This window comes from Methylobacterium cerastii, from assembly GCF_022179125.1.
GTDB classification, from domain to species: domain Bacteria; phylum Pseudomonadota; class Alphaproteobacteria; order Rhizobiales; family Beijerinckiaceae; genus Methylobacterium; species Methylobacterium cerastii.
This window is the reverse complement of record NZ_BPQG01000095.1, coordinates 1-23,501: the sequence shown is the minus strand read 5'-3', so window position 1 is coordinate 23,501 and position 23,501 is coordinate 1. Positions and strand designations below refer to the sequence as shown.

Annotated in this window: 23 protein-coding genes; 15 read left to right on the top strand and 8 right to left on the bottom strand. The window is 67.4% G+C overall.

Annotation, left to right across the window (positions count from 1 at the left end; all coding sequences use genetic code 11):
• Positions 1-33: 33 nt before the first annotated feature.
• A complete protein-coding gene (locus tag MFF13_RS23670) occupies positions 34-2,922 on the bottom strand; it encodes an FAD-binding and (Fe-S)-binding domain-containing protein (protein ID WP_238273109.1) in 2,889 nt (962 codons plus the stop codon).
• Between the two features lie 242 nt (positions 2,923-3,164).
• On the opposite strand from MFF13_RS23670, the gene MFF13_RS23665 reads away from it, so the two are divergent.
• Positions 3,165-4,259, top strand: coding sequence for a threonine aldolase family protein (locus tag MFF13_RS23665; RefSeq protein ID WP_147828899.1), 1,095 nt, complete (start codon positions 3,165-3,167; stop codon positions 4,257-4,259).
• A 198-nt stretch (positions 4,260-4,457) separates the two neighbouring features.
• Here the strand turns inward: MFF13_RS23665 and MFF13_RS23660 are convergent, their stop codons facing one another.
• Entirely contained in the window at positions 4,458-5,021 is a 564-nt protein-coding gene (locus MFF13_RS23660) for a TetR/AcrR family transcriptional regulator (RefSeq protein WP_147762285.1), read from the bottom strand.
• A 110-nt stretch (positions 5,022-5,131) separates the two neighbouring features.
• Here MFF13_RS23660 and MFF13_RS23655 point away from each other — a divergent pair, with 110 nt between their 5' ends.
• Positions 5,132-5,842: a glutathione S-transferase family protein gene (locus MFF13_RS23655; protein ID WP_147750433.1), complete on the top strand. Its 711-nt coding sequence runs from the start codon at positions 5,132-5,134 to the stop codon at positions 5,840-5,842.
• Positions 5,843-6,090: 248 nt separating this feature from the next.
• Here the strand turns inward: MFF13_RS23655 and MFF13_RS23650 are convergent, their stop codons facing one another.
• Positions 6,091-6,351: a PepSY domain-containing protein gene (locus tag MFF13_RS23650; protein WP_147828897.1), complete on the bottom strand. Its 261-nt coding sequence runs from the start codon at positions 6,349-6,351 to the stop codon at positions 6,091-6,093.
• 350 nt (positions 6,352-6,701) lie between these two features.
• Here MFF13_RS23650 and MFF13_RS23645 point away from each other — a divergent pair, with 350 nt between their 5' ends.
• From MFF13_RS23645 to MFF13_RS23625, 6 genes are all read left to right on the top strand, one after another.
• Positions 6,702-7,961, top strand: a complete 1,260-nt coding sequence (locus tag MFF13_RS23645; protein ID WP_238273103.1) for a tyrosine-type recombinase/integrase — start codon at positions 6,702-6,704, stop codon at positions 7,959-7,961.
• A complete protein-coding gene (locus tag MFF13_RS23640) occupies positions 7,958-8,653 on the top strand; it encodes a hypothetical protein (protein ID WP_238273102.1) in 696 nt (231 codons plus the stop codon). Before MFF13_RS23645 ends, MFF13_RS23640 begins: the two co-directional genes overlap by 4 nt.
• A 96-nt stretch (positions 8,654-8,749) precedes the next feature.
• Positions 8,750-8,998 carry a hypothetical protein gene (locus MFF13_RS23635; RefSeq protein WP_238273101.1) on the top strand — a complete coding sequence of 83 codons (249 nt, stop codon included), beginning with the start codon at positions 8,750-8,752 and terminating at the stop codon, positions 8,996-8,998.
• 146 nt (positions 8,999-9,144) lie between these two features.
• A complete protein-coding gene (locus MFF13_RS23630; RefSeq protein ID WP_238273100.1) occupies positions 9,145-11,829 on the top strand; it encodes a DUF3987 domain-containing protein in 2,685 nt (894 codons plus the stop codon).
• Between the two features lie 147 nt (positions 11,830-11,976).
• The gene (locus tag MFF13_RS26595) at positions 11,977-12,723 is read left to right on the top strand and encodes an HGGxSTG domain-containing protein (protein WP_373322601.1); all 747 of its coding nucleotides are present in this window, start codon (positions 11,977-11,979) and stop codon (positions 12,721-12,723) included.
• 9 nt (positions 12,724-12,732) lie between these two features.
• Positions 12,733-13,068: a hypothetical protein gene (locus tag MFF13_RS23625; RefSeq protein WP_238273099.1), complete on the top strand. Its 336-nt coding sequence runs from the start codon at positions 12,733-12,735 to the stop codon at positions 13,066-13,068.
• A gap of 8 nt (positions 13,069-13,076) precedes the next feature.
• Here MFF13_RS23625 and MFF13_RS23620 read toward each other — a convergent pair whose 3' ends face one another.
• Both MFF13_RS23620 and MFF13_RS23615 read right to left on the bottom strand, forming a co-directional pair.
• Positions 13,077-13,763: a recombinase family protein gene (locus tag MFF13_RS23620; protein WP_238273098.1), complete on the bottom strand. Its 687-nt coding sequence runs from the start codon at positions 13,761-13,763 to the stop codon at positions 13,077-13,079.
• Between the two features lie 63 nt (positions 13,764-13,826).
• Positions 13,827-14,087 (bottom strand): hypothetical protein, encoded by a 261-nt coding sequence (locus MFF13_RS23615; RefSeq protein ID WP_238273097.1) that lies wholly within the window; start codon positions 14,085-14,087, stop codon positions 13,827-13,829.
• 554 nt (positions 14,088-14,641) lie between these two features.
• On the opposite strand from MFF13_RS23615, the gene MFF13_RS23610 reads away from it, so the two are divergent.
• The 5 genes from MFF13_RS23610 to MFF13_RS23590 all read left to right on the top strand — a co-directional run bounded on the left by MFF13_RS23610 (position 14,642) and on the right by MFF13_RS23590 (position 20,561).
• Entirely contained in the window at positions 14,642-15,163 is a 522-nt protein-coding gene (locus tag MFF13_RS23610) for a hypothetical protein (RefSeq protein ID WP_238273096.1), read from the top strand.
• Positions 15,160-15,663, top strand: coding sequence for a hypothetical protein (locus tag MFF13_RS23605; RefSeq protein ID WP_238273095.1), 504 nt, complete (start codon positions 15,160-15,162; stop codon positions 15,661-15,663). Before MFF13_RS23610 ends, MFF13_RS23605 begins: the two co-directional genes overlap by 4 nt.
• A gap of 163 nt (positions 15,664-15,826) precedes the next feature.
• The gene (locus tag MFF13_RS23600; protein WP_238273094.1) at positions 15,827-17,119 is read left to right on the top strand and encodes a hypothetical protein; all 1,293 of its coding nucleotides are present in this window, start codon (positions 15,827-15,829) and stop codon (positions 17,117-17,119) included.
• Positions 17,119-20,310 carry a hypothetical protein gene (locus MFF13_RS23595; RefSeq protein ID WP_238273093.1) on the top strand — a complete coding sequence of 1,064 codons (3,192 nt, stop codon included), beginning with the start codon at positions 17,119-17,121 and terminating at the stop codon, positions 20,308-20,310. The genes MFF13_RS23600 and MFF13_RS23595 overlap by 1 nt, the downstream gene beginning before the upstream one ends.
• Positions 20,307-20,561, top strand: a complete 255-nt coding sequence (locus MFF13_RS23590; RefSeq protein ID WP_238273092.1) for a hypothetical protein — start codon at positions 20,307-20,309, stop codon at positions 20,559-20,561. Before MFF13_RS23595 ends, MFF13_RS23590 begins: the two co-directional genes overlap by 4 nt.
• 132 nt (positions 20,562-20,693) lie before the next feature.
• Here the strand turns inward: MFF13_RS23590 and MFF13_RS23585 are convergent, their stop codons facing one another.
• Positions 20,694-20,993, bottom strand: coding sequence for a hypothetical protein (locus MFF13_RS23585; protein ID WP_238273091.1), 300 nt, complete (start codon positions 20,991-20,993; stop codon positions 20,694-20,696).
• Between MFF13_RS23585 and MFF13_RS23580 the strand changes: the two genes are divergently transcribed.
• Positions 20,950-21,114, top strand: coding sequence for a hypothetical protein (locus MFF13_RS23580; protein ID WP_238273110.1), 165 nt, complete (start codon positions 20,950-20,952; stop codon positions 21,112-21,114). The two genes, MFF13_RS23585 and MFF13_RS23580, sit on opposite strands and share 44 nt — an antisense overlap.
• Positions 21,115-21,848: 734 nt before the next feature.
• On the opposite strand, the gene MFF13_RS23575 is transcribed toward MFF13_RS23580, so the two are convergent.
• The gene (locus tag MFF13_RS23575) at positions 21,849-22,049 is read right to left on the bottom strand and encodes a hypothetical protein (protein ID WP_238273090.1); all 201 of its coding nucleotides are present in this window, start codon (positions 22,047-22,049) and stop codon (positions 21,849-21,851) included.
• 12 nt (positions 22,050-22,061) lie between these two features.
• A complete protein-coding gene (locus tag MFF13_RS23570) occupies positions 22,062-22,349 on the bottom strand; it encodes a hypothetical protein (RefSeq protein ID WP_238273089.1) in 288 nt (95 codons plus the stop codon).
• Between the two features lie 504 nt (positions 22,350-22,853).
• On the opposite strand from MFF13_RS23570, the gene MFF13_RS23565 reads away from it, so the two are divergent.
• A partial coding sequence (locus MFF13_RS23565; protein WP_238273088.1) for a VCBS domain-containing protein occupies positions 22,854-23,501 on the top strand: 648 nt, incomplete at its 3' end.

Here is a 23,501-nt window from a genome sequence, read left to right as displayed (position 1 = left end):
CAGGAGGCCGACCCTGTTTAGGCGCCTCCCAAATCAGTGTCGAGGCGCCAGGGCCCGGTCGAGGACCCTGACCACATGTTCCGCCGTCATCCCGAGCCCGTCGTGGATCTGGTGGCGGCAGCTGGTGCCGTCGGCGACGACGAGGTCGTCGGGGCCGGCCTTGCGCAACGCCGGAAACAGCGACAGCTCGGCCATCGCCAGCGAGGTGTCGACCGTCTCAGGCCCGTAGCCGAAGGCGCCGGCCATGCCGCAACAGCTCGATTCGATCGGCCGGACGTCGAGCCCCGGCACGCTGCGCAGCACGCTCTCCACCGCGCCCATCGCGCCGAAGGATTTCTGGTGGCAATGGCCGTGCAGGTGCGCGACGCGGCCGCCCTGGTCGGCGAAGTCGGGCGCGATCAGCCCGGCCTTGAGGTCGGCGGCGAGCAGTTCCTCGATCAGCAGGCTCTGCTTGGCCAGCAGGTTCGCGTCCGCCCCGGGCAGCAGGGCGACGAACTCGTCGCGGAAGGTGAGGAGGCAGGACGGTTCGAGCCCGACCACGCGGGCGCCGGCCCGGACGAAGGGCAGGAGCGCGTCGAGCGTCCGGCGCGCCTCGGCGCGCGCCCGGTCGGTCTGGCCCGAGGCGAGCCACGTCCGCCCGCAGCAGAGCGGGCGCTTGCCCTTGGTCGGGAAGACGCGGTGCAGCCGGTAGCCGGCGGCGGCGAGCACCCGCTCGGCCGCCTCCAGGTTCTCGCGCTCGAAGGCGCGGTTGAAGGTGTCGCCGAACAGGATCACGTCGCGGTGCTCGCCCACCACGTCCTGCGGGTGGGCCGGCTCGCCGGCCTCCGTCCAGGGACGGCGCCAGCGCGGCAGCGTGCGCCGCGCCGAGAGGCCCGCGACGCGCTCGGACATCCGCGCCAGCGCCGGCACCCGGTCGCGCAGGTTCAGCAGCGGCGCCAGCCGCGCGGCGACGCCGGCGTAATGCGGCATCGCGCCGATCAGCCGGTCCTTCAGCGGCAGGCCGTGGCGGGCGTGGTAATGATGCAGGAACTCGACCTTCATCCGCGCCATGTCGACGCCGGTCGGGCATTCGCGGCGGCACGCCTTACACGAGACGCACAGGTCCATCGTGCGCTTCATCTCAGGCGACGTGAACGCGTCCTCGCCGAGCTGGCCCGAGATCGCCAGCCGCAGGGAGTTCGCCCGGCCCCGCGTCAGGTGCTGCTCTTCGCGGGTGACGCGGTAGGACGGGCACATCGCTCCGCCCGCGAGCTTCCGGCAGGTGCCGTTGTTGTTGCACATCTCCACGGCGCCGCCGAAGCCGCCGGCCTCGGGCCAGTCGAGCGCGGTCTCGCGCGGCGCGACCACCTGGTAGTCCGGCCCGAACCGCATCAGCGCGCGGTCGTCCATCGACAGCGGGCGCACGATCTTGCCCGGGTTCAGGCGGTTCTCGGGGTCGAACGCGTCCTTCACGGTCTCGAACGCGCGGGCGAGGCGCGGCCCGAACAGCGGCGCGATGTATTCCGAGCGCGAGATGCCGTCGCCGTGCTCGCCGGAATACGAGCCCTTGAACCGGCGCACCAGCTCGGAGGTCTCCTCCGCGATGGCGCGCATCTTGGCGACGTCGCCGCCGAGCTTCATGTCGAGGATCGGGCGGACGTGCAGGCAGCCGACGGAGGCGTGGGCGTACCAGGTTCCGCGCGTGCCGTGCTTCGTGAACACGTCGGTGACGGCGTCGGTGTAGTCGGCCAGATGCTCGAGGGGCACCGCGCAATCCTCGATGAACGAGACCGGCTTGGCGTCCCCCTTCATCGACATCATGATGTTGAGGCAGGCTTCGCGCACCTCCCAGACCGACTTCTGGCGCGACGGCTCGTGGATCTCGACCACCGCGTCGGGGAAGCCGTGGTCGGCCATGCAGGCGTCGAGGCGCTTGAGGTCGCGCTCGAGCGCGGCGAGGTCCTCGCCGGCGAACTCGGCGAGCAGCAGGCAGTTCGGCGTGCCGCGGGTGATGTCGGCCAGCGTCGCGCGAAACAGCGGGATGTCGGCGCCGAGCACCAGCACGTTGTTGTCGACGAGCTCCACCGCCACCGGGTCGAGGTCGACGATGTGGCGCGTGGTCTCCATCGCGGAGCGGAACGACGGGAAGTGGCACACCCCCATCACCCGGTGCGCCGGCAGCCGGGACAGCTGCAGCGTCACCGAGGTCGTCGCCGCCAGCGTCCCCTCCGAGCCGACCAGCAGGTGGGCGAGGTTCGGCCGCGCCTCGATCAGCGCGTCGAGGTTGTAGCCGCCGACCCGGCGCTGGACCTTCGGATACTTCGCCAGGATTTCCGCGCGCTCCGACTCGGCGAGCGCCATCATGCGGCGCGCGAGGTCTTCGGCGCGGGCCGAGCCGGTGACGCCGCCGGATTCGTTGCCCGTCAGCCCGAAGCCGAAGGCTTCCGCATCGTGGAACAGCGCCTCCAGGCCGAGCACGTTGTCGCTCATCTTGCCGAAGCGCAGCGAGCGGGCGCCGCAGGAATTGTTGCCGGCCATGCCGCCGACGGTGCAGCGGGTCGCCGTCGAGGGCTCCACCGGGAAGAACCAGCCGTCGGCCTTCACGCGGGTGTTCAGGCGCTCCAGCACCATGCCCGGCTCGACGGTGACGGTGCCGGCCTGCGCGTCGTAGGCGCGGAGACGATTGAAGTGGCGCGAGCAGTCGACCACCAGCCCCGAGCCGATCGGCTGCCCGTTCTGCGAGGTGCCGCCGCCCCGCATGATCACCGGCACCCCATGCTCGGCGGCGATCGTCAGGGTCGCGGCGATGTCGGCGGCGCTCTTCGGCAGCACCACGCCGGCCGGCACGATCTGGTAGATCGAGGCGTCCGTCGCGTAGCGCCCGCGCGTGAAGGCGTCGAACCGGGCCTCGCCCTGCAACGCCTCCGCCAGCCGCCGCGCCAGGCCGGCGCCGTTCCGCCCGGCGACGCGCGCGCCTTGCCGTGCGCCTTCCCGCGTCTCTTGCCATGCGCCTTGCCGCGTCTCTTGCCGCACGTCCTGTCTCGCACCCTGGGGCGCCGTCTCGACCGCCACCTGCTCAGCCCTCCCGACGCCCGATTCCGGTCGCCTCCGCTAAACGTATTCAAAATTCATTTTGATGGAAAGCGTGCCCGCCGCGCTTTCGCGGGACCGCGCGACCATGCACTATGGCGCCGCAACGCCGACCGGAGGCAAGCCTGCCCGTGACGATCGATCTCTACAGCGACACCCAGACGCGGCCGACGCCGGGCATGCGCGAGGCGATGGCGCGCGCGGTGGTCGGCGACGAGCAGTCGGATTCCGACCCGACGACGCGGGCGCTCTGCGACCGGGTCGCCGCCCTGCTCGGCCAGGAGGACGGGGTGTTCATGCCGTCCGGCACGATGTGCAACCTCGTCTCGATCCTGGTTCAGACCCGGGCCGGCGACGAGATTGTGGTCGACGACCAGTCCCACATCTACAACACCGAGGCCGCAGGCTCGGCCGCGATCGGCGGCGTGTCGGTGAAGGCGTTGCCGACGCCGGCGGGACTCTACACGCCCGAGGCGTTCGCGGCGGCGATCCGGCCGCCGGCCCGCACGGCGCCGCGCACCGCCCTCGTTTCCATCGAGCAGACCACCAGCTTCTCGGGCGGCTCGGTCTGGGCGCTGGCCGACATGCGGGCGATCCGCGACATCGCCCGCGCCCACGGCCTGAAGGCGCATATCGACGGCGCCCGCCTGCTCAACGCGGTGGCCGCCACCGGAATCGCGGCGAAGGACTACGCGCAAGGGTTCGACAGCGTCTGGCTCGACCTCAGCAAGGGCCTCGGCTGCCCGGTCGGCGCGGTTCTGTGCGGCTCCCGCGATTTCGTCGTCGAGGCCTGGCGCTGGAAGTACCGGCTCGGCGGCGCCATGCGCCAATCCGGCGTGATCGCCGCCGCCGGCCTCTACGCCCTCGACCACCACGTCGCGCAGTTGAGCACCGACAACGCGCACATCCGGCTGATCCACGACGCGATCGCCGACGCGCCGGGCCTGAGCTTCGACCCGAGCGCGGGGCAATCGAACATCCTGTGCTTCGGCGTCTCCGGCCTCGGCGTAACCGCCCCGGCCTTCGCCGAGGCCTGCCTCGCGCACGACGTCCGCATCCGCGCCATCGGCAGCCAGATCCGCGTCACCACCCACCTCGACGTGGATCGCGCCGGGGCGGAACGCGCGGCCGAGGTGATCCGCGCCACCGCCGAGGCCTTCGCCGAACGCCGGGCGGCGCCCGTTCGGTGAAGGTCACACTCTGACGGGGGGAGCGACACCGCGGGCTCGTCTTCGGCCCACTACAGAAGATCGGGAGGTCTGCCCCGAGCCCGTCTGGTGGATGAGGGCTTACGACAGAATTTGAGTGGGAAGCGGTAATTCAGAGACTAAGCATTGAACGCTTATTTCGCGATCCAGAGCGGGCTTTCTTCGAGAATGGACGGACAACTACGCAGGCAAGAGGCCGGCCGCGCGATAGTTGTCGATCAGGGTGTCGAACAGCGGGAGATCGGCGCGGCCCCGCGCCATGAGTTGAGCACCCGCGACGGCCGCGTAGATGGCGCGAGCCCGGCCTTCGCTGTCCGCCGCCTTCACGACACTCGCCGCCGTCAACAACTTGCTCAACCACGCGACGTTGACGTCGGCGAATGCGCGCACCTCGTGTTTCACGGTATCGGGTAGATCATCGTATTCCGCCGTCATGAAGCTGGACAAGCACATGCGGTTGTCGTTCTGCAAAGACACCCGGAAAATCTCAGGATACCGACGCAGTCCGTCCAGTGGGTCGGCCGCTTCGTCCGAGATGGCTTCGAGATCGGTGGCGATGTCTTCCCAATAACGCTTCGCGACCGCCGCTCCGAGTTCGGCCTTGCCGGGGAAGTGATAGTAGACGCTTGCGGCCTTGATCCCGACCTCGGCTGCCAAATCGCGGAAATTCAATCCGCTGTAGCCGTGCGCCATGGCGGTTCGCTTCGCAGCGGCAAGGATCGCCTCCTTATACCCCGAACTCATCGCGCCCATCCTCCGCAAGAAAATTACCTGCCTGTTGGCAGATAGGCGTTGACCGCTCGGAAAGGAAGGCCTAACGCTCTGTCTGCCTACTGGCAGACAGAGAGAGTCAGATGACCAGCCAAACCGCCTCCAAGCTCCAGCTTTTCACCTCGCCCTCGGCGTTCCCCAACCCACAGCGCCTGCGCATCTTCCTGCACGAGAAGGGCATCGCGGATCGGTTCGACGAGCGCGTCTACGACATGTCGCCGGTCGGCGAGCAGCGGCAGTGGCGGCACCTGAAGATGAACCCGTGGGGCGAGACGCCGACGCTGAAACTCGAGGACGGAAGCGTCATCTCGGAGACGGCGGCCATCGTCCGGTACCTCGATCAGGCCTTCCCCGGTCGGCGGATCATGGGTGATAGCCCCCTGGAGCAGGGCCTCGACACCATGTGGGACAACCGCATCTGGGTCCACATCCTCTACCGGATCGTGACCGCGTTCCACGTCCTGCATCAGGGGCTGGGGCCAAAGCTCGAACTCACCAGCAACCCGGCCTGGGGCGAGCATTGCCGCAAGGAAGCGCTGGCCCATGCGAGCCTGGTGAACCAGCACCTGTCGGACGGGCGCGAATGGCTGCTCGGCGGTGAAGCGCCGACCTTCTCGGACATCACGATGGCGACCGCGATCGCCTTCTCGAAATTCCCCGTGAACGCCACGCCGCTGGACGAACGCTTCGAGCACATCGACGCATTCTGGAAGCGCTGGCAGCAGCGGCCGACCTTCCTCGCCGCCTATGCCGACCGTCAGAGCGGTGTGCCGGAGTTGGACGACCGGGCCTGATCGACCATCGCCATTCCAGGTTGGTGCGCTGGTCGAGCCCCCTCCGACCAGCGCTCTGCCGTCATCGGGACTTCGAACGACCGCTGTGTCGCCGAATGCGGTCGTCGATCGAAGGGGTCTGGAGGGCTGCTGAGGGTCGTTGTCGGACGTTTGGCTATGGGTACCAAGCGTCGGATTTCCGCCTATCGGGCGCCGGTCGGCAGAGCCGCACGGCGCCCGCTTCGTCCCTCCCGTTACTCGGCCTTGCGCTACTCGGCCTTGCGCTTGACGATGGCCATCGTCTTCGGATCGAGCTTGAGGTCGAACTGCTTGCCCGATCCGTCGACGGCGTCGTCGACCTCGATCATGCCGTCGTCGAGCTCGATCTCCTTCCACTTGGTGAAGCCTTCTTGGCGGAGCATGGCCTCGACCTTGGCCTGCTGGTCCGGCGGCAGCTTCTCGTCGGCCAGCGCGGCACCGGTCAGGCCGGCGGCGAAGACGAGGGCGAGGGCGGTGGATGTCAGGCGCATAGCGGTTTCCGTTTGTGGTTGTCGACCGGCAGAGAACAGCCGCGCCAGAAGCCGGTTCCTGAACCGGTTCCCGAGGTTGTCAGGCTAGGGATGGCCGCCTAGGCTTAGTTTCCGTCGAGCCGAAGGCCCCCTTCCGCATGGTCACCCGCGTCGCCACCGTCGCCTTCGAGGGGATGGCAGGAGGCATTTTCCGGTCATTCCTGCCGGTTCGCCCGAGTTGCAGCGCTTTACTAAGCCACTGAATTCGGTAGGTTTACGGCACTATGAGCCATCGGTGGCCATGGCGGGATATTCGCTGTGATTGATGCCGGGTGCTTCCGTGGTGCTTCCGCGGAAGCGGGATGGGTGTGATGGCGAAGCTGACCAAGCGGACGGTCGAAGCGGCAGAAGTCAGGCCCAAAGATTATTTCCTGTGGTGCGACGAGCTCCCCGGCTTCGGGGTGCGCATCCTTGCATCCGGCCGACGCAGCTACCTCGTGCAGTACCGCAACGCCGGGCGCTCCCGGCGGGTCACGATCGGGCTGCACGGCCCGGTGACGCCGGACCAAGCTCGGAAAGAAGCGCTCGCGCTTCTTGGGCGGGTGGCAAAGGGCGAAGACCCTGCCGAGGATAAGGCCACACAGCGGCGCGCGCTGACGATCGCACAGCTTTGCGCTCGCTACCTCGATGCAACGAAGGCCGGACTTGTGCTCGGCCGGGGCGGCAAGCCCAAGAAAGCCACGACGCTCGTCTCGGATCGCGGGCGCATCGTGCACCACATCCTGCCGCTGCTCGGCAACCGGCTCGTCCAGGATCTGACGCGCTCGGACGTGCAGCGGTTCGTTCGGGACGTTCAGACCGGCCGCACCAGCAAGACCTACAAGACCAAAGCGCGAGGTGTGGTCCTCGTCGAGGGTGGCGCTGGTGCGGCTGCTCGGACAGCCGGCTTACTCGGTGGCATCCTCTCTTACGCGATAGGGGAGGGGATCATCGCCTCAAACCCGGTGCAGGGCGTGCGGCGCCCGGCGGACAAGAAGCGGGATCGCCGGCTCACGCCAGACGAGTTCGGATCGCTCGGCCGCGTGCTCGCCGCCGCGGACCGGGAAGGCGAGAGCTGGCAGTCGACCGATGCAATACGGCTCCTCTGCCTGACGGGCTGCCGTCTGCGCGAGATCACGAACCTGCAGTGGATCGAGGTCGACGTCGCCGGCTCCTGCTTGCGCCTGGCCGATACGAAGGAAGGCCGTTCTGTTCGGCCGCTCGGCGCCGCCGCTGTTCGGCTGCTCGAGCAGATCCAAAAGCGCAGCCCCGGGGCGTGCGTCCTTCCATCCACACGGGGGAGGGGCGGCTTCGGCGGTGCGCCTGATGCGATCGAGCGCTACGGGAAGCGGGCAGGGCTGACGGGCGTCGGTGCGCACACGCTGCGTCACTCCTTCGCCAGCACAGCCGGCGACCTCGGCTACAGCGACAGCACGATCGGCGCGATGCTCGGTCACGCTGGCAGCACCATGACGAGCCGCTACATCCACCACCTCGATGCTGTGCTGGTCGCTGCTGCCGACCGCGTGTCCGAAACGATCGCCGCGTCGCTCGCCGGCGCTGTCGAGGCCGACGTGGTGGCGGCGGCATGAGCGCAACCCTGCCGACCGAGCGGTGGTCGCTGTTGCAGGCTGTCGCGTGGGTCTTCACGCGCGACGGATCGCTCGTTGACGACATCGGCCGTGCTGCCGCGGCTGGCGAGCCGTGGACAACGATGTCGCTGGTCGTTCGGACCGGGCTGGTTGAGAGCAACGGCAGGACGCTTCTACGTGACGGTTGGCAGCCGCTGGCCGAGCGCATCGTGGCGCGCGGGAGCGCAACCGACGCGCGCGGCACCGACGGAACGGTCAGGGCCGATGGGTGCCCGGCGCTGAACGGTGCGATGCCGAGCCATCGACAGGCGCTCACGATCGAAGCACGAGACCTCCACCTAGACGGCGAGAGGGATGCGCCAGGGCTGGAATGCTTTCTCGCAGGCACAAGCGAGGCACAACGGTGCTGGTACGACGTCGAGGTGATCGCAGCGGACGTGGAACGTGCGTTCCCGGGGGCAATGTCGTTGACCCCCGCTGCGACTAGCCGAGGGGCCGGGGGCGCAGCGAAAACTGACCGGCGGCGCGCGGTGATCGAGGCCATTTCGACCATGTGGCCGGAGGGGCGGTGGCCACTTGGATACCCAGCCAAGCGGCGAAACGCCGAGATCAGAGCGCACTTGCAAGCGGCAGGTGTGGAAGCCGGCGATGCCACGATCCGCCGAGCGCTCAAAGATCGTGAGCGCGATTGAGCGCACTTGGAAGGTGCGATTACCGGCGATGCTGGTCAATCTGACGGAACCCGCCGCACCGTCCTTGGCGGCGCAACCTGCGGAGAGAACCTGCCGATGTCCGAGACCGCCCATACCGAAAGACTGATGCGCCGCGTCGAGGCGGCTTCGTTCATCCGAGAGACCTTCGGCGTCTCCTGCTGCGCCAGCACTCTGGCAAAGCTCGCAGTCGTTGGCGGCGGCCCGGAATACCAGAAGTTTGGCCGGTTCCCGCTCTACACGCCGAGCGCCTGCCGAGCATGGGTGCAGGGCCGATTGAGCCGCCGTGTCACCTCGACGTCCGAGCTTTCTAGCCACGCTGCCTGACGTCGCCCGTACCGATCGCCCCGAGGAACTGCCAGCCACGCCTGAAACCGAGACGGCGGCCCTCCCGTGCCATCGGGAAAGCCGCCGCGTCGTCTCATCCTCGCGTGCCTCGCGCCTGTGGCCAGGCGTCCGGCGAAAGTCTTTTCATGCTGAGCCCGAATATACATCCAGACGAGCCGACGCCGCAATACAGCGACTGCGCAGCCGATGAGCAAATCAGCTCGCGTTTGCCCTACGATACGGCAAGAGCCGTCGACTTCCTCTGCACGTTGCGTCCGAATGGACGGATCGCGGTCGCTGCCATTGTGCCCGATGGAGCACTGATCGGCGCCACCTTCATGCTGCCCGCTGAGCGGGCGCAGCTCACAGCGTGGATCTCGGCCCGGCAAGGCGTGGCCAACCTGCACTTCCGGCATAACGAACCGGTCGCGCCGGCGGATCAGCGCGGGAAGGCTGGCACCATCCTGAAGTCGGACGTCGCGATCCTGCACGGCATTCCTGTCGACCTCGATCCTGGCGCGGCTGTGGAGGCCACACCTGGCGGGTTCGCGATCGAGCGGCAACGACTGCTAAATCAGCTCGAAGCGTGGGGCGAGGACAACGATAGCGGCCCGTCCGTCATCATAGACAGCGGCGGCGGCGTGCAGGCCGTGTGGCTGTTCGCCGAACCTCTCCCGGCCACGCCGGAGAACATCGCGGCCGTCGAGGCGCAGGGCAAGGCGCTGGCTCGGCGCTTCGGTGGCGATGCCGTGCAGAGCGTGGAGCACCTCCTGCGCATCCCCCACACGATCAACCTGCCGCACGCGAAGAAGCGGGCGAAGGGGCGCGTGTCGGCTGCGACCCGCGGCAGGGTGATGGGCGCAGGGCGCCGGTACTCGCTTGCCGCGCTCGCTCGGATTGCGCCGCCGATCGCCGTCGAGCCCGCTTCGACCTGTGCCTTGGACTTCGACCCATCGGCGGCGTGGGACGCCCTCGGCGAGCCTGACCGCCTAGACCCCGCCTTAGCTGAGACGGTCGCCGCAGCCTGTGCCGCCCGGCCGGCATTCGCTCGCCTTCTGTGGCCCGACGGCCCGGTGACGGATCGGTCCGAGCGCGATTTCGCCATCGCTAGCGAGTGCGTCCGCGCCGGCATCGTCGAGATGGCAGACGTCGCGGCCGTCATCGCGGCCTACTCGCCCGAGAAGTTCGAGGCGAAGGCCGAACACGGCGACGCGCAAGCGTTGGCGTACCTTGGTCGGACGATCGCGCGGGCATTGGAGCGGGTCGCGCCGCATCGGCCCGAAGCCTACTTCGACGTGATCGAGGACGATGACGGGGCGCCGCCGAGCACCGAAGCCTCTGCCTTCGGCGAGCCCGTCAACCTGTTCTGTGACGACGATCCGGCCGACCTGGCCACACCCCCTGCCGGGTGCCTGCCGAGCGTCATCGAGGGGTTCGTGAAGACGGAGGCCCTGCGCAAGGGGGTGCCAGAGGCCTTCGCCGCGATCGCGGCCATCACGGTCGTCGGGGGTGCCATTGGCAACGCCCTGACGATCCAACCTCGGCGGTTCGACGATCGGTGGAAGGTGCCGGCGGCTTTTCCTGCTGTCATCGTGGCGCGGCCGGGCCGGAAGAAATCCCCGCTGATCGCCGCGGCGCTTGAGCCCCTGAAGGTGATCGATCGTGAGCTGTTTGCTTCGGGCCGCCGGGCGCTCGACGCATGGGAAACTGCCGAGGCTGATCGGAAGCACCGGAAGGCGCTGCCGCAGCCGACAAACTCACGGCCGGTCACACGGCAGCACGTGGTCGACGACGCGACCTTGGAGAAGCAGGTTCGCATCCATGCCGACAACCCGCGCGGCATCATCCGGGCGCCGGACGAGCTCGCGTCGTTCCTTGGCGCGATGGGGGCGTACAAGCGGAACGGCGACGGCGATCGGAGCCATCAGCTTCGGCTGCTCGACGGCGGCGACATTAGCCTGGAACGGGTCTGCGGGACGGTGCGCGCGACCTCAGCGCTGATGGGGCTCCTCGCCTCGACGCAACCGGAGAAGATCCGCGCGCTGGCCCGCGACCTCGGAAGCGACGGCATGCTTCAGCGCTTCGTATTCGTGGTCGACGACGAGGCAGACCGGCTGAGCCTCGATATGCCCCCGGACGAAGCAGCGCTCAGCGAGTACGCCAGCGCCATCCGCGCGCTCGCGGCCATAGACAAGTCGTCCGGCGGGACGGTGCAGCTCAGTGCCGAGGCGCACACGGTCATGGCCGAGACCTGGGCCGAGATCCGAAAGCTGCAGCGCCTGCCCGGCAGCTCGGCCGCGTGGGAGGGCCACGTGTCCAAGTGGGAGGGGCTGATGTCCCGCATCCTCCTGATCTTCCATGCCCTCGAAACCTGGGCGTTCGTTGGGTGCGTACCGCTCAGTGCGCGGGTGTCGGCCGAGACGGCGACGAAGGCGTCCCGCTTCTGCTTCTTCCTGCTCCGGCACGCGTGGCGCTTCTACGCCGAGTATCACGACCCGGCGGAGAGCACCGCCGAGGCGCGATGGATCGCAGGCTGGCTGCTGACCCGCGCCGCTATCGAGCATGTGACGCCCCGGGAAATCGAGAAGGCGCGGCGGTCGCTGCAGGGCAATCGCCGGATCACGATGGCCGCAATGCGAGATCTGGAAACCGCCGGATGGGTCAACGTCGCGGCCTCCTCGCCGGAAGGTCCGACAAGTTGGCGGGTCAATCCTCGTATTTTCGAACGCTTCGCCGAACGGGCTGAACGGGAAAAATCCCGTCGGACGCATGAGCGCAGGCGCCTGCAGGACGCAATCGAGGCTCGCCGGAGAATTTCCGATGCGCGTTGAACCACATCGGAGGCAGGTTTTGGAGCGATTTCGGCTCGTTTTGCCGACATTGCCGCATGCGTGCGCGAGATCCAGGTTGCTTTTTAAATCAATTAATTATCAGCGGCATTTTTTCTATTTTCTGTCGAGATCTCTCCGCGCGCGCACATGCGGCAATGTCGGCGCCGAGGCTCGTCGGATCGCCCCATGGGGGATGTGGTCCGATATACCTCACGGGCGCTCGCTATGAGAAAGCGAGGACCGGACAAGCGTCCGCGCGCTCCGCGACGGCGGGGGCCGGACAAGCACCCGCGCCGGGTCTCGGCTTGGTCGCGTTCGGATGCGTCGCGAGAGATCGGCCGCCAAGCCCTACGTGCCGTCAACGCAAGCCGGGCCAGCCTGCCGAAGTGCGGCGCCCGGGCGAAGTCCACTGGCGAGCCGTGCAAGCTCCTGCCGGCCAAAGGCCGCACCCGTTGTAAATTCCACGGCGGCGCTACACCGAAAGGGGCCGGGCCGCTCGGCTGGCACACGCCGGCCTGTCCAGGCGGTGTTCCGACCGGCAAGCCGCGGAGCGACGCTTACAAGCAGCGCCGGCGGCGCGAGGCTGTCGACCGCGTCGAGACGATGACGCCGGAGCAACGGACTCGATACGAAGCCTGGCAGGCCTCGCACACGCCCGGTAGCCCGACGAAGCGTCAACGGCGCCGGCATGATCGCGACGCCGCTCGGTGGCTCGCGGATCTGATGGCCAAGTCGCGGCCCTCCGACGGTGAGGATGCGCGGGTCCGGAAGGCACGACCCACCACGGTCAAACGGACGCCTCGGGACGGTGTCGACGACGCCTTCCGCCGCGCAGCCCCTGAGCTCTCGCCGCTGCAGATTGCCCTACGCGATGGGATCGGCGTTTTTGGATAGGAGATCGAGATGACGCGAGCCAAACCTGCCGCTGCGGCCGGCGAAGTCGTGAAGCGCGTTCGGGCGCGTGCTCGGACCGAGGGTCTTGAGGCGGCGTATGACACGGCCTTAGCGGTCTGCCGAGATGAGAAGGCACGGGCAGCCGAGCGCCTTGATGGTGCGAACCTCATCTGCCGTATCGGAGGCGTGTTCGAAGGCGCAGCCGACGACGAGGCCGAAGCGCCCTTGTCGAGCATGTCTCGGGCGGAGCTGGCGCGGCGGGCTGAGCAGGCGCGTGCCCTCCTCGCTGCCCTCGACGCACCAGTGGCCGACGATGAGGCGCCTGGCGACGGCGTCTTCGACTGACTGGCGGGTTATGTGCTGGATGGCTGCAGGCGTGCCCTCAGTCGTGCCACGGCGGTCGGCGTCCAAGTCCCGCGACCGCTCGGGGTCGGAATGCCTTCGGCTTCAAGCGCCGCGGCGACCGTGCGCAGCGATGCCGTGCCAGCGGGATCGATACGGGCGATGATCGGCGACAGGGCTTCGGCGTGGGAGTCGGCGTTGCCGGCTCGGGCTTCCCGGGCGCGAGCTGTATCCGCTGCCGTTCCCGCCCTGCCGCGGAAGCCACCGAGCTTCTGGCCGCGTGCCTTCGCGGCGGCGAGCGCTGCCTTCGTTCGAGCAGATATCATGCGCCGCTCCTCCTCGGCGACCACGGCCATGATCCCGACCGTCATGCGGTTCGCCGACGGCATGTCGCACGCAACGAAGTCGATGCCGGCCTTGTCGAGGCCCAGAAGGAAATGCGCGTCACGCGCTAGCCGATCGAGCTTCGCAACGACGAGCGTCGCGCGGTGGGCTCGGCAGAGCGCCATAGCTCGCGCCAATTCGGGGCGGTCGGCATTCGCACCGCTTTCGATCTCAACGACCTCGGCGACGAGCGACCACGCGCCGCCGTTCAGGTAATCCGTCACAGCGGCGCGTTGCGCCTCAAGGCCGAGACCTGAGCGGCCCTGTCGATCGGTGCTGACGCGAAGGTAGGAGACGAAGCGACCGTTGGCCATTTTCCGCGCCGTATCGTTATGTGCATCGGACGTTGCATACAATGATACGACGCGGAACGATCGTCAATAGGCTTGTCGCGGGAAGGCCACGACGTTCCCCTCAAGGGAGGTGAGGCGTGTTCGCGGCAGGATGGTCACGGCCGTTGGGTCCAGCTCGTCCGAGAGCCGGATCGCCTCGGCTCGCGCGACGGAGATGAGGCCAGTGAGCCGACCGCCAAGCTCCGCCGGGATCTCCTCGCTCGTGAGGATCGTTTCGAGCGCCGCGCCCAGGATGTTGCTGATAGCGTAAAGACGCACATCGGGGAGGGTGTAGATTTCGAGCATTGTTGCATTCTCGTGGGGTTCGTCGGCAATTGAATAATCCATAAGGACAATGAGTCTGTCACCTTCAGGGACTTATCTAAAACTAGTCTGATGATTGTCGGATGCGTCAGACGCTGAATAAACTAAGTCGTTGATCGTTATAGCCTGGCCCGTCAGACTTTCGCGCTGGCATCAGACCGGCACCCTACCCTGGGCACGCCCCCGGTATACCTTCGGCCAAAATGTCGCAGCCGGTGCACCCCTTCGTACAAAATTGCGCCCCGGAAAAGATTTTGGACAAGATGTCCGGAGCATGAAATTGGCACCAAAAGCCCGATAGACCGTATCAATCTATAAAAATACATGCCGATCATTGCAGTTAGTCGTTGATCGTCCATTTGGAATTCGCTAGTCTGCGCATGTCCCGATAAGCGCGGAGCTCGGGCGGCCGCATCACCTCCTCGACGCTCGATGGCGCGAGGCCCGTAGTTCGAACCAAGAGATCGCGCATCAGCGCTGCCGGCCGTGGCGCACGACGCCGGCCTGATCCTTGGGCGAGACTGATCGGCGACGTGATGCACGACCCCGCGGACAATGAATACCAGCCGCCAGACTACTTCGACGCGTTCTGGGAGATGCGTAGAGCGGCCGACGCGTCGACGTACGAACAACACGTCTTCAACCTTGAACTTGCCCTTGGGGCGCTGCGGCGGAGCGCAAATCCGAGGGTCATCGACGCGTTCAATCGTGACCAGCTCAGGGTCAACCTGATCGCCGCTCACAAGACGAGCCAGCGCCTGTTGTCGTTGCGGTATTCGGCGGAACAGATTGAGCTCGGCTACCGCGCAGCTCTTGGCATAGCAAACGGTTGGGCGATCCCCCTCGACGAGGGGCGCGGGGATCATGTCCCCGTCGGTTGCGACACCGTCCTCGCGATGTTCTGGTTCGACATCATCAACATGCGGCGCGCCAACGACCTCAATCGAAAGCTTCGCGGCGCCTCTCTTGACGCGGTTCTGCCGCTACTCCCGACGCTGCCCTCGCCCACCTCCTGTGTGGTCGTTCTGTTCCCCGGATCGCCGAAGGGGCCGCGATGACGACCGTGGCCGAGCAGGTCGAACTCGCCGCCTACGGGTTCGAGTGCGCAGCGGGCTCACGCGATCCAGGGCCGGCCTTCGCTATGGCGATGCGGGCTGCCTGCCGGGGCGCTGTGACCGGCGTCCTGCCCGCTGAGGATTATCGCCGCCTGGCGCCGCTGGTCGACGCCGCGGAACGGTCCCTCGCTGCTGCCAACCCAATGCTCGTGCCGAGCATTGAGGATCAGGCGTCGAACTCGGATTGCCTCGACGATCTTCTGCGGTTCTGGGCCGAGCCGGCCGACGCCCGGACCCAATGGCATCCCGATTTCCTGCGCGGCCTGGTCGCGCTGATCCTTCAACTCGCCAGTCGGGTCGAAGACGCTTCGCTTGAAGCCATCGCGGTGCGCGGCGTCCGCCACCGGCCAACCCTGAGCGTGGAGCGGGCGTCAGCGCCCCGTTCCGAGACCACTTCGGAGATGATCGATGCCGACTTATCGTGTCCCCAGACCCGCCATTAACACAGATAGCTTCAACGAGGGGCTCGGTGCCCTCGGCAAGGCGTTCGCGCCGCCGACGGGCGCGGAGACCTACGCCTACCAGAAGGCCGCGACCGACAAGGCCAACGCCTCGCGGATCGCTGAACTCTACGCCCAAGCCGGCGACGCGAACCTCGACACGACGGTGTTTGACCGCCGGGCTGGGATCGCCGGCGCCTATAGCCCGAACCAGAGCATGACAGCGGTCAACGCCAACAACGCAACGACGCTGCGGACCAACGCCGCCGACAACGCGCGGGCGCTTCAGACCAACAACGCTGACAACCAGAGCAAGCTCGCCATTGCCTACGCTGCGCCGGTTACTGCCAAGGAGGGCGAGACCGTCTACCTCTCGCAGCAGACGTCGGCGGCGACGGGTCTACCGCGGACGGTCAGCGGCGCGTTCACGCTGAAGCCGGATCAGAAATCCGTGTTGCCGGATGGCCGGGAGCTGCAGGGCAACGAGAGCCCGCCGAGCCTCGAACAGGCCAAGGCCGCCGATTATGGCCGCATGACCCCCGAGCTGCGGCAGGCCATCGTTTTCGGCAGCACGCCGACGCCGAGCGTCCAGGGTGCCAACGGCCCTGTCATCACCACGGCGCCGCAGTCGATCGGGCAGGCGCCGGCGCCCGCGGCCGTCGCGCCCTCGAACGTCTCGCGGCTGCAGGCCGAGCGCGCGGCGCTGCAGGCCCATGACCCGAACGACCCGCGGGTGGCCGAGCTCTCGTCGGCGATCGCCGCCGACGGGCGCGGCGCGACACCGGACGCGTACCGGGACACCAGCGATCGGGCGCTCGCCACCCGTCACGACGAGATCGCGAAGGCCGGCGCGGCGGCCGGGGCGATGAACGGCAACCTCGACCGCCTCGAAGGGCTGCTCTCGGATGTGCCGACGGGCGCCTTGGCTGATCGGAAGCTGCAGGTAGCGAGGTACGCGCAGGATCTAGGCCTCGGCGACGTCGCCTCGTCCCTGACAGGCGGCAAGCTCGACCAGGCGCAGGCGGCGAACGCCATCGTGCAGCGCCTCGCTCCGGGCCTGCGCGTGCCGGGTTCGGGCGCACAGTCGGATCGCGAGCTGAAGAACTTCATCGACAGCCTGCCGTCCCTCGGCAATACGCCCGGCGGTAACCGGATCATCGTCGAGACGCTGCGCGCCGCTGCGCGGCAGCAGCAGCAGGCGGCGGAGATCGCCCGGCAGTCGCAGGCCGGGACGCTCGACAAGTACGAGGCCGACCGGCGCATCGCCGCGCTGTCCTCGCCCTTCGCTCGCTTCGCCGGCGGCACCGCCGACGCCACGTCGTCCACGCCAGGCGCATCGAGCGCCGCGGTATCGCGGGCAGCCGCACCCGTGCAGGTCTCGTCGCCGGCGGAGGCTAGGCGTCTCCCCAGTGGAACCGAGATCATTCTTCCTGACGGCACGACCGGGAGGGTCCCGTAATGGCTGACGATCCGTGGGCTGAGTTCCGCACGCCGACACCCGCTACCCCCTCTTCGCCGGGGGATAGGGGCGCTGCCTCGGCCACCGATCCGTGGGCCGACTTCCGAGTGGCCGCCGCTGCGCCGGTAGCAGCCCACAAGCCTGCCACGGCGCCGCGCTACGATGCGGCCGGGGATATCGGCGGCGGCATCGTCACGGGCCTGGTGAACGGCGTCACCGGATTCCTCGGGCTGCCGGGCATGATCCAGCAGGTGGACGGCTACCTCGGCGGCAAGGCGCTGGACGCGCTCGGCTTCCCGAACGCGGCCGAGAAGATCCGCAACGTGCCGTTTCTCCCTACCCCCGAGAGCCTGACCGGGCACGTCGAGGCGGTGACCGGGCCGCTCTACCAGCCCGAGACCGTGCCGGGCGAGTACGCTCGGACGGTCGCGGAGTTCGCCCCCGGCGCGCTCATCGGGCCGGGCGGTGTGGTCCGCAAGGTCGCTGAGACCGTCGTCCCGGCGGTGCTGTCCGAGACGGCCGGGCAGGCGACGAAGGGGACGGAGGCCGAGCCGTACGCCCGGCTGATGGCGGCGATCACTGGCAACGTTGGGACGGCGGCCGTTGCGGCGCGCGCCGACGCGCCGGCTCGGGCGATCGGAACGGCGGCGTCCCGCGTGACGCCGGCGCAGTTCGACCAGGCGGAGGCGCTCGCCCAGACGGGCCAGCGGATCGGCGTGCCGCTCACGGGGCCGGAGGTCCTGCAGCACGTCACGAACAACGGCACGAAGCTCGCCGATGTGCAGCGCTTCGTGGAGGGCTCGCCGCAGTCGGCCGCGCTGGCCGAGATGATGGCGGCGCGCCCCGGGCAGGTGCAGGCGGCGACCGGCCGGACGCTGGATACGATCGCCCCGCAAAGCGTGGAGCCCTCGACGCTCGGGCCGCTGGCAGCCGACGCCGCGCGCCGCTCCATCGCGAACTCGCCCGAGGGGCGGGCGCTCGCCGAGAGCGTGCGGCAGGTCGGCCCGCGAACGACGCCGGCGCAGGCCGGCCCGGTGATCCAGGATGGTCTGCACGACGTCTACCGAGGCCGCGAGGGGATGCGCGCTGCGCTGGCTGACCAGGACTATGCTGCCGCCAACAATGCGCCGGAAGGCATCGGTATCGAACGCAGGATTGCCGTTGAGCGACCCGGCGACCCGCAGGTGACCTACCCGGCGTTCAGCCGTCCGCAGTTCACCGACGCCGCGCCGCGCCCGCTCGAAGGCATCACGAAGGCCGACCCGGCGAACGCCGGCGCCGGGCCGGAGAGCCTCGCGCGCTTCATCGCGCGCAACGGCGGTCTCGCCCTCGACGGCGACCTGCGGTCTCAGGACTTCCACCGCTTCAACGTCCCCGGCGCCGGGAACGTGGCGCGGGAGGGCGGCAAGCCGCTGGACAGCTTCTGGCGCGAGCACCTGATCGAGCACGGCTATCTCAAGCCGGACGCCGACGGCGGCATGGCGCGGGACATCCGAGGCGAGCTCATGCGCAAGCTCACGAACGAACGCCGCGGCGTGCCGTCCTATCCGATCGGCGCCGAGGCGGTGGCGGTGGGGCGCGGCTTGAACGGGCGGATGGCGGATGAGCACGCCACCGCCGTCTCGCTCGCCGACAGCCGCTTCCGGGAAGATCTCGGGCGCGCCGGCATCGACTACGACACGGTGCACCCGGACATCCGCTCGCGCGTCCTCGGCGCCCTCGTCCGCGGCGAGCACGCCGACCCGCTCGACGCCTACGAGCGCACGGTCGGCGCGATGCAGGGGCCGCTGCAGCCCTACGTGAAGTCGACGACGGTGCGGGAGGAGATCCCGGACGTCCGGTTCGGCCAGGCGAACCCCTCCGCGGTCGTGGAGCACATCGACGACGCCTTGCGGACGGCGAAGGGGCCGGTGGCGAAGGCGCTGAACGCGGCGCGCAACACGCTGTGGACCCGCTCGGGGCCGGGCCGTGCGCGGGAGCTCGACCTGAGCGTCGAGGGGCTTCAGGGAGCTCGCGCTGCGATCGGCGACCTGATCTCGCAGGCCGAGCCCACGGCACAGCGCGTGCTGATCGGTGTGCGCGACCGCCTCGACCAGTCGCTCGCCGCGGTGCCGGAGCATGCCGAGGCTACGCGCAACTTCGCGGCGGCGAGTGTGCCTCTACGTCCCTTCGAGAACCAGGCGCTGGCCAAGGTCATCGAGCGCGACGAGTTCGGCCGCGCCTTCACCCTGCCAGCGGAGCGCTCGGCGCCGACGATCGAGGCCGGCGGCCCGACGGCGGTGCGGACCTTCAACACCGTCGCGCCGCCGGAGGCGCGTGCCGGGTTCGAGAACTACCTCGGCACGAAGCTGCTGGACGCGGCGACGGACCCCCGCGGCACGGTTTCGGGCGATGCGCTGGCGCTCGGCATCCGCGACCGGTCCGACGTCCTCGACACGGTACCGGGCCTGCAGCGGCGCCTGCAGGGCGTGCGTGCGGCCGACGAAGCGCTCGCGCCGCAGCGCCAGGGCGCGATCGGCGACCTGTCACGCGCCGCAACGACAGAAGCCGCGGGCGGGATGGTGCTGCCTTCCAAGCCTCGGGTCGGTGGCGAACGCGAGCTCGTCGACCTCATCATGCGGACGGCGCGCGAGGAGCCACAGGGAACGGCGCAGCTCGTGCGGCAGCGGCTCGCCGACCAGGCCGACACCAGCATGGGCCGGCTCGTCGGCGGCGAGGCGCAGGGCGGCGGGGCGAAATTCGCCAAGGACATCGCCGGGACGCGTCAGCAGGCGACCAACCTCGACGCGGTGCTGCGCGCCCTGCCGGACAGCCCGGCCGCGCCTGCGGCGGTCGACGACCTCATGCAGATCCTGCGCGCCACGGGCACCCGGAAGCCGCAGGGGTCGCCGACCGATTTCAATGCGCAGTACCGGGCGGAGATCGGCGGTGAGAGCCTGCCGCAACAGGCGATGACGGCGCTGAAGACGCAGGGCCGCTCCCTGCTGGCGAACGTCGGCGACGCATCGAAGCGTGCCTACCTCGGGCGCAACAACGCGGCACTGGCGGACATCCTGTCGGCGCCGGATAGCGTCCAGCAGATCCGCGCCATCGCAGCGCGCCGCGCGGAGACACCGTTCGCGGATGCCTTCGTGCGCACGGCCGTCCAAGCGCCGCGATCGATCGGCGAAGCGTTCGGGGGCCATCGATGAACTACACGCTGCACCGGCTCGCCGCCGGGAGCTACGACCTCGTCCTCGACGGCGTCATCGTCGGCAGTGTGGTTCGCGAGGTCTCGCCCGATGGCGGGCATCGTGCCTGGCACGCAGAGTTGCTCGACAACGTGACGCCCGATCGCCGCCCGATGCCTTTCACCGAGATCGAGTACGCCTTTCCAACACTGGATGAAGCGACGGAGTGGCTCGGTGGCGCGATGGTCCTGAATGCCTTCGAAGGGGTGTGAGCACGTAGCTAGCTCTACTCGGCAAGCCCCACCCGAGGGATGAAACGCCATTCTTGAGGCGTCTACCCTATGTTCCCAAGGCAACCTTCAGCCCCGCCGGCATCCGCCGCGCGGGGCTTTTTCGTTAAAAGCTCAGCAGCTCAAACGCCGGCCCTCACGCCGACCGAAGGTGCGGTAGTGCGCTGCCCCCGACTCCATCTGCCCGCGGTTTACGGCACGACGGACGTCGGGGTTACAGCGAAGGTACTCGCCTTCATCGAAGCCATATCCACCACCGCGGCCTCGATCGTCATACCCGCGATCGCGACCCCGGTAGCCATCATCACGACGGTCGTAGCCGTAATCCCGGCCGCCGTAGGGCTGTGCGGAAGCGGGCGCCACCGAGCAGATGATCGTCAGGCTTACAGCCAGCACAGCACGTAGCATCTTCATATTTTTCAATCCTTTGACCAACGGCCAGAAACGGATTGCAGGGGGCATTGGTTCGAAAGTCAGCGCCGAGCGCTATTTTTGCCTGCCCGGCACACGCCGCGCCGGGCTTTTTCTTTGGTGATTATACCGTTGACGCATATGGCCTCCGATGGAGGTTCGGCGGCACAGTTGCGCCCTATTCCGATGCGACGCCTTGCTTGTCAGAGAGGCGGGGGCATGATGCGCAAGAGTCTGATCGCAATCCTCATCCTCGCCTGCGCCGCGTCGGGGTGCGTCTCACGGACCGGCACCGGTACGGGCTCAAGCCGAACGACTGCGTTCAATCTTGATCCTGACCGCACGCGGTCTTGCAATGGCGGTCCGATCTATCAGCCCTGTTAGATTTCGGTAGGCGCCTTCGGCCGCGCAATCCGCCTTAGCGCGGCATCAAACCCGGCCTCATCCTCGTCGGCCCGCCATTGCCGGGCAAGGCGCTGTTGTCGCCTTCATGGCCTCCAGAGCGTGGCGCCAGACCTGGACGTCGGAGAGCGCGGGTCGGATGGGTGCCAGTGATGCCATGGGTCTCGCCGGAGGTGGGACGGCGGCGATCGGCCATCGTCATCCCTGCCGTGCCTGCCAGACGGTCAGCACGTCTGCGAACGGCTTCGACACAACATGCCGCCCCGACGCGTCGTAGACCTCGACCGTGCAGGCCGACCAATCGGGCGGTGCTCTGCCGAGCATCACGTCCAGCGCGACACGCTCCACGGCGAGGTGGCCCGCGAGATGGCCGCCGTCGGCGTCACCCGCACGCTGGAGGTCATCGAGATCGCCGAGACAGGGCCGGGCGCGGCGTACGCAAGCAAGAGTTACCCCTCAAGTCCAGAAGGCAACGATGGCCGCCACAGCGGCGGCGCCCGCGGCCAACGCGTTGAACTTCGCCTGTAGCTGCAGGACGCCCCAGTCCGAGATTTCGAACTGCCTGCGGGCCCAAGACGTGTTCACTAAGGCCGCCATCGTCCACCACATCGCGGAAAAGATCGCCGCGACACCGCCGATCACCTTTGCAGTCATCATTGCCGCTCGTCCCTACTCGGCGTCCCGGACGGACTCGCCGCCCTGCATACCATCGGCAACGCTCGCGAACGCGGCCACCAGCGCCTGCGCATTGGCTTCGCGGATTGCGTCAAGGTCGGCCACGCTGGCGCCGGGGACCTCGACCGATCCCATATCGGCGCTTAGCCGTTCCCCGAGCGCCTTCACCCGATCCGGTGACAAGCCACTCTGCTCGAACACGAGCACCGCCACAGTCTGAACGAGCACCCGCAGAGCCGACGCCTCTGCCAACCGCTCCACTGCATCCTGATTGATCGCCATTGCCACCCACCCTCGCCGCTCAGCAGGCTGTCACGCCATGGAACAACGCATGCCCGCCTCCGAGCCTGTTTGACAATCGTTCAACGGCCGCGGGTCAGAGGTGCGCACAGCTACCCCCGTGGCGCCCGTCACTCCGCGGCCTTCGCCTCGTCCTCGGTGCAGTGGAAGCGGTAAAGTGGCGTCGGCACGGGCCTTCTAGAGCCTTGGGGCCGGGGAAATCGCGTTCGAGGCAATCCTTCCACGGTATCCGGAACCGGGAGTCACCTTGCGTCAGGATGTGCTGGTGATCACAAAGACCGAAAAATCTGAGAAAACTGGCATGGTCAATTTCCACGTAGTGGAACGCCCTGGACTGGCGTTAGGACACGTCTGCGAAAACTGGCTGACAGGCTCAAAACATACCTCAGGGGAACGTGTGATAGCCACATTCCTGACAATTTGAGGATGCAATTTAAAACCCTATAGAAAGAACGCTGCGGTCCTGTATTTTAGCTGAGATAACAAATGGCTGACGTAACCTACTATGATACAGCGAAATTTGAAGGCTTTGACGCAGTCTTTGATCGGCTATCTTATGCTAACAATTTTGGACCTCCGTATAGTTTAAAGACATATGACCGAATTAGTTCTTCCGATGGTTACACCTATAAAGTAGGAACGTTTGGTTATCTATATCTTTACACAAATGGAGTGTATTTATACCAAACAAATCCATATACTATGAATGGTTTAAGTGCCGGAGAAATCGGCTACGATAGTTATACTATTTTAAACTCATACGGAACAGAGACCACATTTGTCGCGCAGATATATGGTGCAAACGACTCTCCAGTAGTGGGAGGCCCGGTTTCTGCCGCAAGCTTTGAAGACGGAAATGTTGTAAGAATAAACGCACTGCAGGATTCTTTTGATCCGGACCATGACGGGATTCTATCAATTGTCAATATTCAGTCATCTCTTCCCGCAGGTGTGACTTACGATGAATCCTCAAAGACCTTTGCTATCGATCCTGCGAATGCTGCCTATCAGGCATTAGCACGAGGCGAGACACAAGCTGTAACGGTCACTTATTCGGTGTCGGACGGCATAGCGGCTCCAGTCGCACAGACTGCCGTTTTCGTGATTACCGGCGTCAACGATGCGCCGGTGGTG